Annotated in this window: 21 protein-coding genes; 18 read left to right on the top strand and 3 right to left on the bottom strand. The window is 44.6% G+C overall.

All coding sequences use genetic code 11. The features are described 5' to 3' along the window. Positions 1-299, bottom strand: a 299-nt coding sequence (locus F7C14_RS07780; RefSeq protein ID WP_290901593.1) for a sulfite exporter TauE/SafE family protein, incomplete at its 3' end; no start/stop codon positions are given. Between the two features lie 102 nt (positions 300-401). Here F7C14_RS07780 and F7C14_RS07775 point away from each other — a divergent pair. The 17 genes from F7C14_RS07775 to sixA all read left to right on the top strand — a co-directional run bounded on the left by F7C14_RS07775 (position 402) and on the right by sixA (position 12628). Further along, positions 402-1781, top strand: a complete 1380-nt coding sequence (locus F7C14_RS07775; RefSeq protein ID WP_290901590.1) for a nitrite/sulfite reductase — start codon at positions 402-404, stop codon at positions 1779-1781. 4 nt (positions 1782-1785) lie between these two features. Continuing rightward, the gene (locus tag F7C14_RS07770) at positions 1786-2028 is read left to right on the top strand and encodes a sulfurtransferase TusA family protein (RefSeq protein ID WP_290901588.1); all 243 of its coding nucleotides are present in this window, start codon (positions 1786-1788) and stop codon (positions 2026-2028) included. After that, positions 2019-3566: an FAD-binding protein gene (locus tag F7C14_RS07765; protein WP_290901586.1), complete on the top strand. Its 1548-nt coding sequence runs from the start codon at positions 2019-2021 to the stop codon at positions 3564-3566. The genes F7C14_RS07770 and F7C14_RS07765 overlap by 10 nt, the downstream gene beginning before the upstream one ends. Then, complete coding sequence (locus tag F7C14_RS07760; protein ID WP_290901584.1) at positions 3563-3856, top strand: ATP-binding protein; 294 nt, start codon at positions 3563-3565, stop codon at positions 3854-3856. Before F7C14_RS07765 ends, F7C14_RS07760 begins: the two co-directional genes overlap by 4 nt. Beyond that, positions 3853-4980 carry a sulfate adenylyltransferase gene (gene sat / locus F7C14_RS07755; protein ID WP_290901582.1) on the top strand — a complete coding sequence of 376 codons (1128 nt, stop codon included), beginning with the start codon at positions 3853-3855 and terminating at the stop codon, positions 4978-4980. Before F7C14_RS07760 ends, sat begins: the two co-directional genes overlap by 4 nt. Beyond that, complete coding sequence (locus F7C14_RS07750) at positions 4970-5185, top strand: sulfurtransferase TusA family protein (protein WP_290901580.1); 216 nt, start codon at positions 4970-4972, stop codon at positions 5183-5185. The genes sat and F7C14_RS07750 overlap by 11 nt, the downstream gene beginning before the upstream one ends. Positions 5186-5189: 4 nt before the next feature. Beyond that, positions 5190-5570 (top strand): DsrE/DsrF/DrsH-like family protein, encoded by a 381-nt coding sequence (locus F7C14_RS07745; protein WP_290901578.1) that lies wholly within the window; start codon positions 5190-5192, stop codon positions 5568-5570. 63 nt (positions 5571-5633) lie between these two features. Beyond that, positions 5634-6848, top strand: a complete 1215-nt coding sequence (thrC, locus tag F7C14_RS07740; RefSeq protein WP_290901576.1) for a threonine synthase — start codon at positions 5634-5636, stop codon at positions 6846-6848. Further along, entirely contained in the window at positions 6845-7114 is a 270-nt protein-coding gene (locus tag F7C14_RS07735; RefSeq protein WP_290901574.1) for a ubiquitin-like small modifier protein 1, read from the top strand. The genes thrC and F7C14_RS07735 overlap by 4 nt, the downstream gene beginning before the upstream one ends. Position 7115: 1 nt before the next feature. Beyond that, positions 7116-7907 (top strand): HesA/MoeB/ThiF family protein, encoded by a 792-nt coding sequence (locus tag F7C14_RS07730; protein WP_290901572.1) that lies wholly within the window; start codon positions 7116-7118, stop codon positions 7905-7907. Further along, a complete protein-coding gene (locus F7C14_RS07725; RefSeq protein ID WP_290901570.1) occupies positions 7904-8125 on the top strand; it encodes a sulfurtransferase TusA family protein in 222 nt (73 codons plus the stop codon). The genes F7C14_RS07730 and F7C14_RS07725 overlap by 4 nt, the downstream gene beginning before the upstream one ends. 181 nt (positions 8126-8306) lie before the next feature. Beyond that, a complete protein-coding gene (locus F7C14_RS07720) occupies positions 8307-9410 on the top strand; it encodes a hypothetical protein (RefSeq protein ID WP_290901568.1) in 1104 nt (367 codons plus the stop codon). A 21-nt stretch (positions 9411-9431) separates the two neighbouring features. Further along, positions 9432-9653, top strand: coding sequence for a hypothetical protein (locus F7C14_RS07715; protein ID WP_290901565.1), 222 nt, complete (start codon positions 9432-9434; stop codon positions 9651-9653). Positions 9654-9722: 69 nt separating this feature from the next. Then, positions 9723-10439: a DUF2284 domain-containing protein gene (locus F7C14_RS07710; RefSeq protein ID WP_290901563.1), complete on the top strand. Its 717-nt coding sequence runs from the start codon at positions 9723-9725 to the stop codon at positions 10437-10439. A 134-nt stretch (positions 10440-10573) separates the two neighbouring features. Then, the gene (locus tag F7C14_RS07705; protein WP_290901561.1) at positions 10574-11698 is read left to right on the top strand and encodes an alanine--glyoxylate aminotransferase family protein; all 1125 of its coding nucleotides are present in this window, start codon (positions 10574-10576) and stop codon (positions 11696-11698) included. Then, on the top strand, positions 11695-12153 hold the full coding sequence (gene ribC / locus F7C14_RS07700; protein ID WP_290901559.1) for a riboflavin synthase: 459 nt from the start codon (positions 11695-11697) through the stop codon (positions 12151-12153). Before F7C14_RS07705 ends, ribC begins: the two co-directional genes overlap by 4 nt. Before the next feature lie 34 nt (positions 12154-12187). Continuing rightward, positions 12188-12628 (top strand): phosphohistidine phosphatase SixA, encoded by a 441-nt coding sequence (sixA, locus tag F7C14_RS07695; RefSeq protein ID WP_290901557.1) that lies wholly within the window; start codon positions 12188-12190, stop codon positions 12626-12628. Here sixA and F7C14_RS07690 read toward each other — a convergent pair. Continuing rightward, on the bottom strand, positions 12621-13013 hold the full coding sequence (locus F7C14_RS07690; protein ID WP_290901555.1) for a hypothetical protein: 393 nt from the start codon (positions 13011-13013) through the stop codon (positions 12621-12623). The genes sixA and F7C14_RS07690 overlap by 8 nt on opposite strands. 73 nt (positions 13014-13086) lie before the next feature. On the opposite strand from F7C14_RS07690, the gene hxlA reads away from it, so the two are divergent. Beyond that, complete coding sequence (gene hxlA, locus F7C14_RS07685) at positions 13087-14388, top strand: 3-hexulose-6-phosphate synthase (protein WP_290901553.1); 1302 nt, start codon at positions 13087-13089, stop codon at positions 14386-14388. Here the strand turns inward: hxlA and F7C14_RS07680 are convergent, their stop codons facing one another. Continuing rightward, positions 14389-14550: a YlbF family regulator gene (locus F7C14_RS07680; RefSeq protein ID WP_290901595.1), complete on the bottom strand. Its 162-nt coding sequence runs from the start codon at positions 14548-14550 to the stop codon at positions 14389-14391. It lies immediately after the preceding gene. Positions 14551-14555 lie beyond the last annotated feature (5 nt).

The raw sequence follows: 14555 nt of genomic DNA, 5'->3' as shown, positions 1-14555 counted from the left end.
ATAGTTGCAAGGCTTTCCGTATTTATTACGCCCATTTTCAACAAAACGTATCCGAAGAACACTCCAAGAATACCGGCTGGTGCTGTAAGCTTTATCAAAGTCTCATCTACGCTTTTCCCTTTCTTGTACATAGCTGAAGAAAACGCCTTGACAGAGAAAGCGTAAAGCAGATCTGTGCCTATTGCCTTCTCTATTGGCACTCCTAAAAACAGAAGTATTGGTGTCATCAAAGCTCCTCCGCCTATTCCAGTCAGTCCCACAAGCACTCCGACGACGAAGCCAATTAGAGCGAACTCCATCCCCATCACTTAACACTGTTTATTTTTAATTTTCTTCATGCGTTATGTTATTAATAGTTAACGGCGTTAACTTTATATATCGTAATTTGAAAAAACTTTCAAATGATGGTGATCGCAATTGAGTTGGGAGAAATTGAAAAATTTATCGGTAAGTACTCCTTAGGCAGAGACAACGGAGAAGGATCGCTGCATTTTCTCAGAATAAAGATTCCTGCTGGACAGATAACGAGCGACAAGCTTAGAGAAATAGCCAAGCTTTCGAGGAAGTACGGAAGAGGCTATGCTGAAATAACCGACAGGCAGGACATTCAGCTTCATTGGATAGATAGCGAAAAAGCTCTTGAGATTTTTGAGGAACTTTACAAACTTGGATACACAACAGATCTCTGCGGGCAGGGATTCAGCGGAGCTTGCTACGGAGACGTGAGAAATATAGTTTCATGCCCGCTTAGTGGAAAGATTTCCGACTTCGACGTTGCTAAACATGCTAAAGAGCTTACAGAATTCTTTTCGGGAAACCCAGAGTTCATAGATCTTCCGAGAAAGTTCAAGATTGCTTTCACCGGATGCGGAGGAGATTGTGTAAGACTCGGAATAAACGATCTCGGAATGTACGGAATCGAGCTCGACGGAAGAAGAGGTTTCGTTCCCTTCGTAGGGGGAAGCATAGGCGCAAGCCATCCCGGGCCGAGTCTGGCTAAGAATCTCGGTGTTTTCGTTCCGGAAGAAAGAGTTTTCGAGTTCGTTAAGGCTGTTGTTGAAATCCACAGAGATCACTCAAGCAGAGAGAGCAAAGCAAAGGCGAGATTCAAAAATCTCGTAAACTCTTGGGGTATCGAGAAGCTTAGAAGCGTAATCGAGGAAAAAATCGGAAAGCTTGAAAGAATCGAAGGAATCGAACTCAATTATGCGGAACACAACGGAAGCGGAGAGCAGATTAACGGTTTGCATTACTACACTCTGCCTGTTGTAGGTGGAGTTCTCAACGCTGAAAAGCTTGATTTCATCGCTGATATGGCTGACAAGCACGGAGAGGGAGAAGTAAGGCTCACACCCCAGCAGAATGTTACGTTTGTGGATGTTAAGGATGTCGAAAAGTTGAAGAGAGATCTTGAGAAGAAGTTCCAGATTAAGGAAGGATACGTCTACTACAACTCCATAGCATGCGCTTCAAACTTCTGCGGGAAAACGAGGGATGTTCACGCTAAAGATCTTTTGAAGAAACTAATCGAAGTTTGTGAAAAGAGAGGAGTGAGAGACGTAAGACTAAATGTCTCCGGATGCCACAACGACTGTGGCTGCGTTAACGTTGCCGAATTCGGATTCATGGCGAGGATGGTAAGAAAGAACGGAAAAGTCGTTCAAGGCTACGATATTTACATTGGCGGAGACTTCACAAAATTAAAGATGTCTAAGCCTTATAAGACCGGATTGACAGTCGAGGAAGTTATTGAGGAGTTTGAGAAGCTAATATCGAGGTGATCGCATGGAGTTAAAGCTTAAAAAAATCGGAGAGAACACTTACGAGCTCGATGTTAGAGGTAACACCTGCCCATTTCCTCAGATATTTACTGAGCTTGCTCTGAAAAAAATAGGTGATGCAAAGCTTGAAGTAATAACGGACAACCCTCCCTCTGCGAGAGACCTACCAATAGTTTTTGAAAAGAAAGGATACAAAGTTGAAAGCAAGAAAGAGGACGGCTACTGGAGGATACGGATATGGAAGTAATAAACACGGACTTAGCCATAGTGGGAGGAGGAACTGCCGGATGCTTGGCAGCTTACCAAGCAAAGAAGGAAGGAATTGAATCCGTGATAGTTGATAAAGCGAACATAAGAAGGAGTGGTTGCTTGGCTCCGGGAGTTAACGCCATTTATTCCTACCTTCACGAGGGAGACAAACCGGAAGATTACTACGAGTTCGTAAAATTTCAAGGAATGGGATTGGTAAGAAAAGATCTCGCTTTAACGCTGATAAAAGAGGTTGGTTACGCTGTAAAAATTTTGGAGGAATACGGACTGCCGATCCTATGGGAAAGGCAGGGGAGGTTCGGATTAAAGATCTACGGTGAGCACATAAAACCAATTCTTGCTGACATAGCAAGGGATTCGACGGAAAACGTGCTCGAACACCACTACTCAGTGGAGCTTGGAGTTGAAGACGGAGTTTGCGGAGTTTACGCTTTTGATTTGAAAAACGAAGAAATCGTTTTTGTAAAGGCTAAAGCCGTTTTAATAGCCACCGGCGGAGCGAGCGGACTGTACAGCAGCTACACGGTTCCTTGGTATCCTCCGGGCAATGCTGGAAGCGGCTTCTCTTTAACCATAAGAGCCGGAGCTGAGATGACGAGTTTGGAGATAAGATTCATCCCTCCGAGGATAAAAGACGTGAACAGTCCCATTGGCGTCACTGCCGTTGGCTTAAAGGCTCCGTTGATAAATTCGAAAGGAGAAGAATTCATGAAAAAGAAGTACGCTGAATTTGGAGGAGAGACTGCTCCGATAGCGATAAGAGCTTACGCTCCGACTAAAGAAATTCTTGAAGGAAACTTCCCAATATATCTCGATACGAGGGGTGTTGAAGAGGATAAGTTCGAGGAACTGATTAAACTCTACCTAAACGCTTGGCCTTTATTTTACCTCTTCGTAAAGGCGAGGGGAATAGATTTAAAGGAGAAGCTGCTCGAAGTCCAGCCCTCCGAACCTTACCTAACATCTTCCCACACAATAGCTGGAATATGGGTTGACGAAAAAAGAATGACGAGCGTGAAGTACCTCTTCGCTGCTGGAGATGCTGCCGGAGGAGTGCCTTTGAAACACGTTGGCGGAGCTTTGGCTGAGGGAATCATAGCTGCGAGAGAAGCTGCAAAGATAAAGAGAACAAACGATTACAAACCAGAAGAGTTGAAGTTGGAATTCGAAGGATACCACTGGAAGAACGCTGAGGAGAGAATGAAGTTCGTTCTCGATCACTACGCCGGAGGTTTGCCGAGGTTTTACATCTATAACGAAGCCTCCGCAAGTTACGCTCTGAGTGAGGTGGAAAAACTCCTTAAATTAAAGCTTGGAGGAGAGCCGCTTAGGGTTTTCGAAACAAGAGACAGGCTTGTTGTTGCCAAGGCAATGCTTCACCACATGATAGAGAGAAGAGAGACGAGAATGCCCCCGTTCCAGATGAGAAGCGATTATCCGGAGTTAAGCAATTCAAACTACATGCTCGTTTCGAAGTTTGGGGAAAAAGTGACCTTCAGGAGGGAGTACGTGTGATAAAGATTTACAGAGAGAAGTGCATCTCCTGCGGGAAATGCGAGAAAATATGCCCGTCTTCAGCCATAAAAATGAACGAGTTTCCGCAGCTTGCTTATCCAGATAAGTGCTGGCACTGCACCGCATGCATTAAAGAGTGTCCGGCAAAAGCGATAACACTCCTCCTTCCTCCTCACGTGGGAGATCAGAGGTACGAGCTTTTAGCTTGGAAAGACGGAAAGGAGATGGTGTTTCAGATTCTTTTCGAAGGGGAAGTTGTAGAGGAAAAAAGGATACTGGTGAGAAAATGATCAAGCCCCACGGCGGAAAACTCGTAAAGAGGATAGCTAACGAAAGAATTAGGGAGGAAGCCAAGGAGCTTGAGAAGATAGAGGTTAGAAGAGAAGTCGCCTTGGATGTGGAAAACATAGGCTTCGGAGTTTACAGCCCGTTGGAGGGTTTTATGTGCAGCGATGACTTCGAAAGCGTTTTGTGGGAGAGGAGACTTTCCAACGGCTTAAGCTGGACAATTCCGATAGTTCTCGACGCAGAAGGAAAAGAGGGGGAAAGCTACGCATTGGTTTGCGATGGAAAAATAGTGGGAGTTATCGAAGTGGAAGATGTTTACAGCTACGATAAGAAAGAATACGCAAGATGTGTTTTTAAAACAACCGACATAGAGCATCCGGGGGTTAGAAGGGTTTACGAGATGAAAGACACGCTCCTCGGAGGGAAAATTTGGTTTATCGAGAGCGTCGACAACAGATTCAGAAATTACGACTTTAAGCCCGAGCAGACAAGAGAAATTTTCAAGAAGTGGGATTATGTCGTAGCTTTCCAAACAAGGAACGCTCCACATTTAGGGCACGAATACGTGCAAAAGATAGCTTTAATGGCTGTAGAGGCTTTTACTGGAGGTAACGCCGGATTGTTTATTAATCCGGTGATAGGGAGAAAGAAGAAGGGGGACTTTAAGGATGAGGTAATAATAAAGGCGTACGAAGCTTTAATAGAGAGGTACTATCCGACCGATAAGGTTTTTCTCGGGATATGGAAGACGGAAATGCGCTACGCCGGTCCAAGAGAGGCGGTTTTACATGCGATAGTAAGGCAGAATTTTGGATGTACGCATTTCATAGTTGGAAGAGACCATGCTGGAGTTGGGAGCTATTACAAGCCCTACGAAGCCCATGAAATGCTGAAGGAGCATGACGATCTGGAGATAAAGCCGCTGTTTTTCAAGGAATTTCACTGCTGCGATAAATGCGGAGTAATAAGTAAAAGCGTTTGCCCCCACAACGGCAGGGAGTTCAGCGGAACCTATGTCAGAAACTGTTTAATATGCGGCGTGAGGTGCGAGTTTATAAGAGACGAGGTGCTTGAAGTAATTTCATCCTTCGAAGACCCCTTCGTCGGTGAGGAGAATGGAAGCTGACAGAGTTTTAGATCTAAGCGGAGAAGTCTGCCCGGTAACGGCGATAAAAACAAGAGCTGAATTCAACAAATTAAAGGAAGGGGAAACGTTAAAAGTTATATTCACGTCAAAGAAATCGGCAGAGAGCGTTGGAGCAGAATTCAGAAAGAATTTAGTCAGAGCTTATATCGACGGAAACAAATACATACTGATCCTCAGGAAGTGAAAGCATGATCTCCATAATAGTTCACAGCGGTGAGTGGGATAGGATATACCACGCTTTCAGCATTGCCTCAACCTACTCGGCTTTGGACAAAAAAGTGAAAGTCTTCCTAACCTACTGGGCAATAGAAAGCATAGCAAGAGGAAAATTCGACTGCGGAAGCGAGGAGAAGAACGAGAAGATAAGGAAGGGAATGAACGAGGGAAAAATTAAAACCCTTGATGAGATGGTCAAGCTCGGAAAAGAGTTCGGCAACGTTGAAGTCATAGTTTGCAGCGGAAGCATGGAAGTTCTCGGAATAAAAGAAGAAGAACTCCCAGACTGGGTCGACAGGGTTGGCGGACTGGCGGAGCAGCTTATTGAGGCAGAGAAAGTAATTTTCATTTAATTACTATTTGTAATTTAACGCTGACAGAAAATTATATATACATATTATCGTAAACGCTGTTACATGAAGGTGATCGGGCTTAAGTGTAGAATATGCGGTAAGGAATTCCCAGCCGAGGCTTTATACACTTGCGATAACTGTTTTGGACCCCTTGAGGTCGTGTACGACTGGGAGTGGATTAAGGAGAACGTTAGCAAGGAGAAGATAGAGAAAGGTCCTAAGACTTTGTGGAGGTACAAGGATTTTCTTCCAGTTGACGCTGAGCCGGTAGATCTCGGAGCCGGATACACGAGGTTCATAAAGGCTGAAAACCTTGGAGAAGTGCTGGGACTTAAGAACCTATATTTGATAGATGATTCAACGAATCCAACTTACTCGTTCAAAGACAGAGTCGTTAGTGTTGCGGTGACAAAAGCTAAGGAGTTCGGAATGAAAGCTCTTGGTTGCGCTTCGACCGGCAACTTAGCCGGAAGCTTAGCAGCTCATGCAGCTAAAGCGAAGATGCCAGCTTACATCTTCGTTCCTGCGGGAATTGAGAAGAACAAAATTATTCAGGCGTTGGTTCACGGAGCTAAGGTTATCGAAGTGGAAGGCACCTATGATGATGCCAACAGGTTAGCTACGGAGGTGGCTGAAGAACATCCAGACTGGGGATTCGTGAACATAAATCTCCGCCCCTACTATGCCGAGGGAAGCAAAACTCTCGCTTACGAAACTGCCGAAAGACTTGGATGGGAGCTTCCAGATCAAGTCGTTGTGCCAATGGCTTCCGGAGCTTTGCTCTGCGCAATACACAGAGGTTTCAAGGATCTCGTGAGGGTTGGACTCGTGGATGAGAAGGATGTAATCTTCAACGGATGCCAGCCGGAGGGATTTCCGATAGTTAGGGCTGTGAAGGAAGGAAAGCCCGTCACACCTATAAGGGAAATCAAAACAATCGTCCACAGCTTGGCAATAGGTAATCCCGCTGATGGCATTTTCGCTAAAGAGATAATAGAGAAGAGCGGCGGTTACGCTGAAGATCCGAGCGATTTGGAGGTGATAGAGGCTGTCAAGCTGCTTGCGAAGACCGAAGGGATATTTACCGAACTCGCCGGAGGAGTTACTGTAGCTGGATTAAAAAGGTTGGTCGAAGATGGAAGAATTGATAAGAGCGATGTAGTAGTTATATACTTGACCGGAAACGGATTGAAGACATCCGAAGCTTTGGTTGATTACCTTGAAACAACGGTAAGGATAAAACCGAGGCTCGAAGAATTTGAGGAGGTGGTGGCTTGATAAAAGTAAAGTTCCCGTCAGTATTTACTCAGATAACGAAGGAGAGGAAAGTAGAGGTCGAAAACGTCGGAACCGTAAGAGAGCTCCTCGACAAGCTCTTCGAAAAGTATCCCCAGCTGAAAGAAAGGTTAATTAAAGATGGGGAACTAACTCCTTTCATAAACATATTCGTGAACGGAGAAGACATAAGGTACTTGAAAGGGCTGGACACCGAACTTAAAGACGGGGACGAAGTAACATTTATCCCAGCAATTTCCGGTGGTTGAAATGCTTACGGAGGAGCAGATAAAGAGATACGCGAGACAGATAATAATGCCGGAGATAGGGGTGAAGGGTCAGCTAAAGCTACTTGAATCAAGCGTTCTTGTCGTAGGAGCCGGGGGATTGGGGAGTCCGGCCATTCAATATTTAGCCGGAGCCGGAGTTGGGAGAATAGGAATCGTAGACGGAGACGAAGTGGACATTTCCAACTTGCAGAGGCAGACAATCCATGCCGGCAATCTTGGTATGAACAAAGCCGAGTCGGCAAAAACTTTCGTGGAAAAGCTGAATCCGGATGTTAAAGTTGACGTCTATCCCTTTAATCTCACCCCAGAAAATGCGAGGGAGATTATAAGAAAGTACGACGTAGTTCTTGATTGCACCGACAACTTCGTCGCAAGATTTCTCATCAACGATGCTTGCGTTATAGAGGAAGTTCCCTTCGTCCACGCAGCAGTGCTGAGATTTGAAGGAGAGCTTATGACCATAGTTCCAAAAGAGAGCGCTTGTTATAGATGCGTTTTCAAGCACGCTCCTCCTCCGGGAACCGTTCCGACTTGCCAAGAAGCGGGAGTTGTAGGAGCTACTGTAGGAGTGCTCGGAACGTTGCAAGCTATAGAAGCGATAAAGCTACTCCTCGGAATAGGAGAGCCGCTTGTAAACAGAATGCTTCACATTGATCTTCTTACGATGGACTTCACGGAATTAAAGCTGAGGAAAGATCCAGAGTGTCCCGTTTGCAGCGGAAGAGTTAAAGAGATTATTCCGGAGAAGTACGTCGAGAGCTGTCAGCTATGATCACCCTCGACTTGAGAGGAGAGGTCTGCCCTTTCACCTTCGTGAAGACGAAGGTAAAACTTGAGGAGCTCAAGCCGGGAGAATTGTTAGAAGTTATTCTCGACCACGAGCCGGCTGTGAGAGATGTGCCAAGAAGCGTTGAAGCTGAAGGACACGAAGTTTTGAGCGTTGAGAAAATAAGCGACAAGGAGTGGAGAATAGTAATTAGGAAAAGGTAAGTTGTAAAGATTTTACAAGAACCCTTTTTTCTTTACAAATTCACTTGAGAAATTAGAGTAAAGAGTTAAAAGGTTTTATAAAGCTTCGTAAAGCAATATAAAGTGTTAGGGATGATTTAGAGAGGTTAAATTAAAAGTATCGTTATAAAATTCAAAATCGACCTTTCAATCGGTGATCGGTATGAGGTGGTTGGGTTTGGCTTTGGTAGTGCTGTTGCTTCTACCAGCAGCACTGGCATACGAAGAACACCAAATGATGAACGACAGCGATGAAATGGGATACGGAAATGAGGTAAGCGAAGAAGCCAAGGATTTGAAAGAATTCGGGAAAGACGTGAGTGAAGAGGCTAAAGAGCTAAACGAAACAGAAAACAAAACGAAATTCGGAGAATTGGTTAGTGAGGAAGCTAAAGAGTTGAGAACTTTTGGAGAAAGAGTGAAAGAGCACAGAAAAGAGGTTAGAGAGGAAATAAACGAAAGTAAGAGGGAGAAGATAAGAGAGATAATGGAAGAGAGAAGAGAAAAGATGAAGGAATGGAGAGAAAAGTGGATAGAGAGAATGAAGAAAATGAAGGAAAAGGAAAAGGAAGCTTACGAGAAGTACCACGAGTACAGAGAGAAACTGAGGGAGCTCAAAAGGAAAGGCATGCTTAACGAAACTTTCGGATTGGAAGTGGCAAAGATGCACGTGTTGTCGGGAATAGATGTTGCGATCCTTCATTTAAAGAGATTAGAAGCAAGAGTACTGGCTTTAAACCTGAGCGATGAGGCCACTGAAGAGATACTGGAAGAGATAAGAGAGAAAATAAGCGAGCTTGAAGAGTGGAAGAGTGAAGTTAATGAAACTACGAGCTTAGAAGAACTGAGAGAAGTATTAAAAGAGTTCAGAGAAGAGTGGAGGGAAATAAAGAGGGAAACATACCTCATTGCCTGGGAGATAGCCGCTGAGAGGATGATCGAAGCCATAGAAAGAGCAAAGGAGAGAGCAGATATTATAGAAGAAAAGATATACACCCTCAAGGAGCTTGGCTACAACACGACCGAACTCGAAGAAGCTTACAGCAACTACCTAAGCGCACTTGAGAGGGCAGAAGAGAAAGTGGAAATGGCTAAAGACTTGTTTGAAGAGGCAATAAAAGCAACAAGCAAAGACGAGGCAGTTAAGAAAATGCAGCTTGGAAAGAAGACTCTAAAGGAAGCTATGGAAGAGATTAGAGAGGCAATGAAAGAGCTCAGAAAGGCTTTCAGAGAGTACATAAGAGCACTTGAGGAGGTGGGTAGCTGATGAAAAAAAGATTTATTTTTTTTGCTAACTCTATCAGCTCTCGCGATACTAATCGCTGGATGCGCAGAAAAGCAGACAATTGAAAAGGCTGAAAAACCAACTCCAACGCAAACACCTGAAGCTAAAGAGGAAGTAGCAAAAATAGAGATTAACGTGAGCGATGTGGAGGAGGCGATAGAAGAAATCGTAAACATAGAAAAAGAGCTTGCAAACCTTGAAAACATAACCTTCGAAGACATCTAAATTTTTTTTCGTTGCTATCAATTTTATTTTACCAAAAACCTTAACAATTATTTTTAGCAAAATTTGTGTATGCAGCAGGCTGAGAAAAGGAAAGACTTCTTTCCGAGGTTTTCTCCGGAATTTCTCAGGTCAATAGGGATGTTCCAGAAACCAAAGCTGCCCAAAGTGGACGTAGATGATGAAGAGCTCCTTGAAGACTTAAACAGATATGTAGACTTCGCATTAAAACTTGGGTGCGAAGATGCAAAGATAATTCCAGCCACAATGGTTAGAGTTGACGAGAGGTTGAGGTTGAAGTGCAGGATTTCAATGTGCCACCACTACAACAACTGCGCCAACTGCCCTCCTCATTCTCCTACGGTTGAAGAGATGAGGAAAATCATTCCGATGTACAGATATGCAATTGTGGTAAAAAGAGATGTTGAGCCAAAGGATGAGTTCGTTGATCCTAAGGAGGAGATAGACATAGCAAGGCACTACAGAAAAAACATGGAAATCGTCGGCTTGCTTGAAGCTCAAGCTTTCAGCGACGGATACTACTTTGCGATGGGTTTCGCCGGCGGATCTTGTCAGCACGCTTTATGCATGATGCAAGAGTGCAACGTGCTTAGGGGTAAACGCTGCAGATTCGTTTTGAAAGCCCGTCCGGCTATGGAGGCTGTGGGCATAGATGTCATGCATCTCGCCATGAAGCTCGGATGGGAAGTTTATCCGGTAAGAGCCCGCCCGATTCCTCCCGAAGAATTTCCGTGCGCAAAAACTTTCGGAATCGTTTTCGTTTACTGAAAGCTAAAGAAAAGGTTTAAGAGCATCGAATTTTAATTTTTAATGCCGATGAAGACACGAGGGCGAACTGAGCTGTGATGAATCCACCCGTTTCTGAGGCAATAGTTTATAAACAACTCTCAAGGCATTTGCTTATGAAACCCGAAAACCTCCTAATGATCCCCGGACCCGTGCAGCTCCACGAAAGGATAATCAAAGCTTTAGGGAGTCAGATGATCTCCCACAGAAGCAAGGATTTTGAAGAAGTTTACGAGTATTGCAGAGAAGCTTTAAAACCCCTCTTCGGCACGAAAGGTGACGTCGTAATAATCAGCGGCAGCGGCACGGCGGGAATGGAAGCGGCAATTGCAAGCTTTTCTAAGGTTAAAAGAATAACATGCGTAAGCAACGGTAAATTCGGAGAGAGATTTGCCGAAATAGCCTGGAGGTATGCTGAAGTCGACCACGTCAAATTCGAATGGGGCGACTCAATAGATCTCGACAAAGTTAGAGAGTCTCTTGAAAACGGGAGCGAAATGGTTACATTTGTCCATAACGAAACTTCAACAGGAATTCTAAATCCAGCGAAGGAGATATGCAAAATAGCTAAAGAATACGACGCTCTTGTAGTTATGGACGGAATAACGAGCGTTGGGGGAGACGAGGTTAAAATGGACGAGTGGGGAGTCGATGTTTGCATCGTCGGTTCGCAAAAGTGCCTCGGAGCTCCTCCGGGTTTGGCGGCAGTTGCTATAAGCGACAAAGCCTGGGAGTTTTACAACGAAAAAGTTCCTTACTACCTCGATCTAAAGGCTTACGTTAAAAAAGCCGAGAAAAATCAAACTCCCTACACCCCGGCAGTTCCTCTCTTCTTAGCTTTGAAAGAGGCTCTGAAAATAATAGAGGAAGAGGGGTTGGAAAACAGAATAGATAGGCACAGAAAGCTCGCTAAGGCTGTGAGAGAGTGGGCAATCGAAGCTGGCTTAGAGCTTTTTCCACGACTCAACGAGTACTCAAGTTACTCCAACACAGTCACAGCAATAAAAATGCCGAAAGGAATAACGGACTCCGAATTGAGAGGGACGTTGAGAAAGGAGTATGGCATAACAATTTCCGGTGGGCAGGAGCATTTAAAGGGTAAGATTTTCAGAATCGGAAACATGGGGAACATCGGCAAGAGAGAAATCATAGCAACTCTTGCAGCGGTTGAAAGCGTTATGCTTAGGAAGGGAGTGGAGATTAAACCAGCTTTGAGCAAAGCTTACGAGGTGCTTGTATGATTGTTGGAATAGCGGACACAACTTTTTCGAGAATCGACATGGGAAAAATAGCTATAGACGAACTTAAAAGGTATTCTTCCCTCAAATACATTCGATACACAGTTCCAGGGATAAAGGATTTGCCAGCAGCAGCTAAAATTCTCTTCGACAAGGGATGTGACATCGTCATTACCCTCGGCTGGGTGGGAAAAACGGATACCGACAAGCTTAGTTACGTGGCTATGTCCGTCGGAAAGATTTTGGTGGAGATACTTGAAGGAAAACACGTTATTGATGTGACTATCCACGAAGACGAGGCTGAAGATGAAAAGGAACTTTACAGAATAGCCGAAAATAGAGTTAGAGAGCACGTTAGAAATGCTGTAGATTTGCTCTTAAATCCGAAAAAGCTTCAAAAATTGGCTGGGACGGGGCAAAGGCAGGGATATGAGGACGTGGGACCGATTCTTTTCTAAAAAGTTTATTAGCTGAGTAGCTTAATAATCATACATGAGAGTCTATCTCGTCCAGCACGCCGAAGCGAAAAGCGAAGAGGAAGATCCGGAAAGAAGAATAACGGAGAAAGGAAGAAAGGAGACTGAAAAAGTTGCGGAATTTTTGAAAAAAGCCGGAGTTAAAGTTGACGTAATATTCCACAGCACTAAAACGAGGGTTAAGCAAACAGCCCAGATATTCTCGGAGTATCTCGGAGCGAAGGTTGAAGAAAAAGACTACTTAGAGCCTTTAGCAGACCCGAAAATCTGGGCTGAGAGAATAAGGGAAGAGAAGAGGAACGTTATGATCGTCGGTCATCTTCCGCATTTAAGCAAACTTCTTAAAGAACTTGTAGGGTGTGAAGTCATCAAGTTTAGGTATTCCGGAGTTTTATGCCTCGAAAGAGAAGAAGAAACTCTCAAAGTTTTGTGGTACGTGACTCCAGATATTATATGAATTTTCTGTAATCTCCCCTCTTGATATATTCCAAAATCTTCCTGACAAATCTATCTCCCGTCCTTATCACCGGCAAAATCGTCGTGTCTCCTCTTATATTAATTATTTTATCCGTGTACTCCACAACATCGTCGTTTCCGTGGTAGAGTATCCATCTCCTGTAGTTATCCACTCTGGCGAATGAAGAATAAGTTATCATCTCGACTATAACGATTCTATCCTCCACGATTCCGTGAATCGTTTCGTAGTCGACAAGAAACAGCATCCCTTCACTGTAGAAAACTCTCTCAGCTTCAAGAGCTATAGCCTGCCTAACGAACTCCTCAAGAGGAAACTCCTCCGGCTCATCGAGCATTATAGGACCGTGATAAACGACGCTCTCCATGCAATCAAAGAACCCCCTTCTGTTAAAAAAGTTGACCTAAAAAGTGTTATATCCCCTCGAAGATAGTCGAAATATGGAGAAGCCCATACTTCAGGTTGCTCTCGATTTGCTGGAGTTGAAAAGAGCAGTTGAGATAGCCTCAGAAGCGATAGAGGGTGGAGTGGACTGGCTGGAAGTAGGGACACCCCTAATTAAAAGCGAGGGGATGAATGCGATTAGAGAGCTCAAAAGGACCTTCAAAGATAGAAAGATCGTTGCAGACATGAAAACGATCGACACCGGAGCGGTGGAAGTTGAAATGGCGGCAAAGAGCGGAGCAGACATCGTGATTATCCTCGGTTTAAGCGACGACTCCACGGTTGCGGAAGCAATAAGAGCTGCAAGAAAGTACGGAGCGGAGATAATGGTAGATTTGATTAACGTTCCAGATCCGGTAAAAAGGGCAAAGCAACTTGAAGAGCTCGGAGTGAACTACATAAACGTTCACGTCGGAATAGATCAGCAGATGAAAGGTATGGATCCCCTTGAAGTGCTGAGCAGAGTTGTCGAAGAGGTTTCAATTCCTGTCGCCGCTGCCGGTGGCTTGGATGCTGAAAAAGCTGCCAATTGCGTTGCATTAGGCGCTAAAATCGTAATAGTTGGCAGCAACATCGTGAAGGCGAGGAACGTGATTGAATCCGCGAGGAAGGTTAGGGAAGCCATAGACAGAGCTTGGAAAGAAGGAAAGAAGTTTGAGATAAGAAGGAAGAAGCTTGAAGAGGAGATCAGAGAGATTCTAATGAAAGTTTCCACACCGAATGTGAGTGATGCCATGCATAGGGCTAAAGCTATGAAAGGGGTATATCCGCTCGTGAGGGGAAAGAAAGTCGTTGGAAAAGCCGTTACCGTTAGCACGATGGACGGAGACTGGGCTAAGCCGGTAGAAGCGATAGATGTGGCTGGAGAAGGGGACGTGATAGTCATTAAAGTCTCCGGCTATGAAGCCGCTGTCTGGGGGGAGCTTGCTACGAGGAGTTGCATAAACAAGAAAATAGCTGGAGTTATTATTGACGGGGCAGTTAGGGATGTAGACGATATAAGAGCTTTAGGCTTTCCAGTTTTTGCCGCAAGGGAAGTGCCGAATGCCGGCGAGCCTAAAGGTTTCGGGGAGATAAACGTGAAGATCGTCTGCGGCGGAGTGGAAGTGAACCCGGGAGATTGGATTATAGCCGATGATAACGGCGTCATGGTTATTCCAAAAGAAAGGGCTTACGAAATAGCGAGAAGAGCCTTGGAAGTTAAAAAACACGAGGATAGAATCAGAGGAGAAATAGAAGAAAAGGGAAGAACGCTCGCTGAAATAGTGGAGCTTTACAAATGGGAGAAAGTGCAGTGATTACCTCCTATACACTTCTCCCAGATCGAACTCCATTTCTTCGCTAAGAATGTCGCTAACCTCTTGGAGGAGATCGAGCAACCTGTTGTAAGCTTCCATGAAGTTCTTTACGCTTTCTCTTTCATTTAAAGCCTTCTGGATTTCCGTCAACCTATTCAACACGTCTT

This window comes from Ferroglobus sp. (genome assembly GCF_015521575.1).
GTDB lineage: Archaea > Halobacteriota > Archaeoglobi > Archaeoglobales > Archaeoglobaceae > Ferroglobus.
Note: the sequence above shows the minus strand (reverse complement) of the source record. Positions and strands in the feature narration are given on the sequence as shown.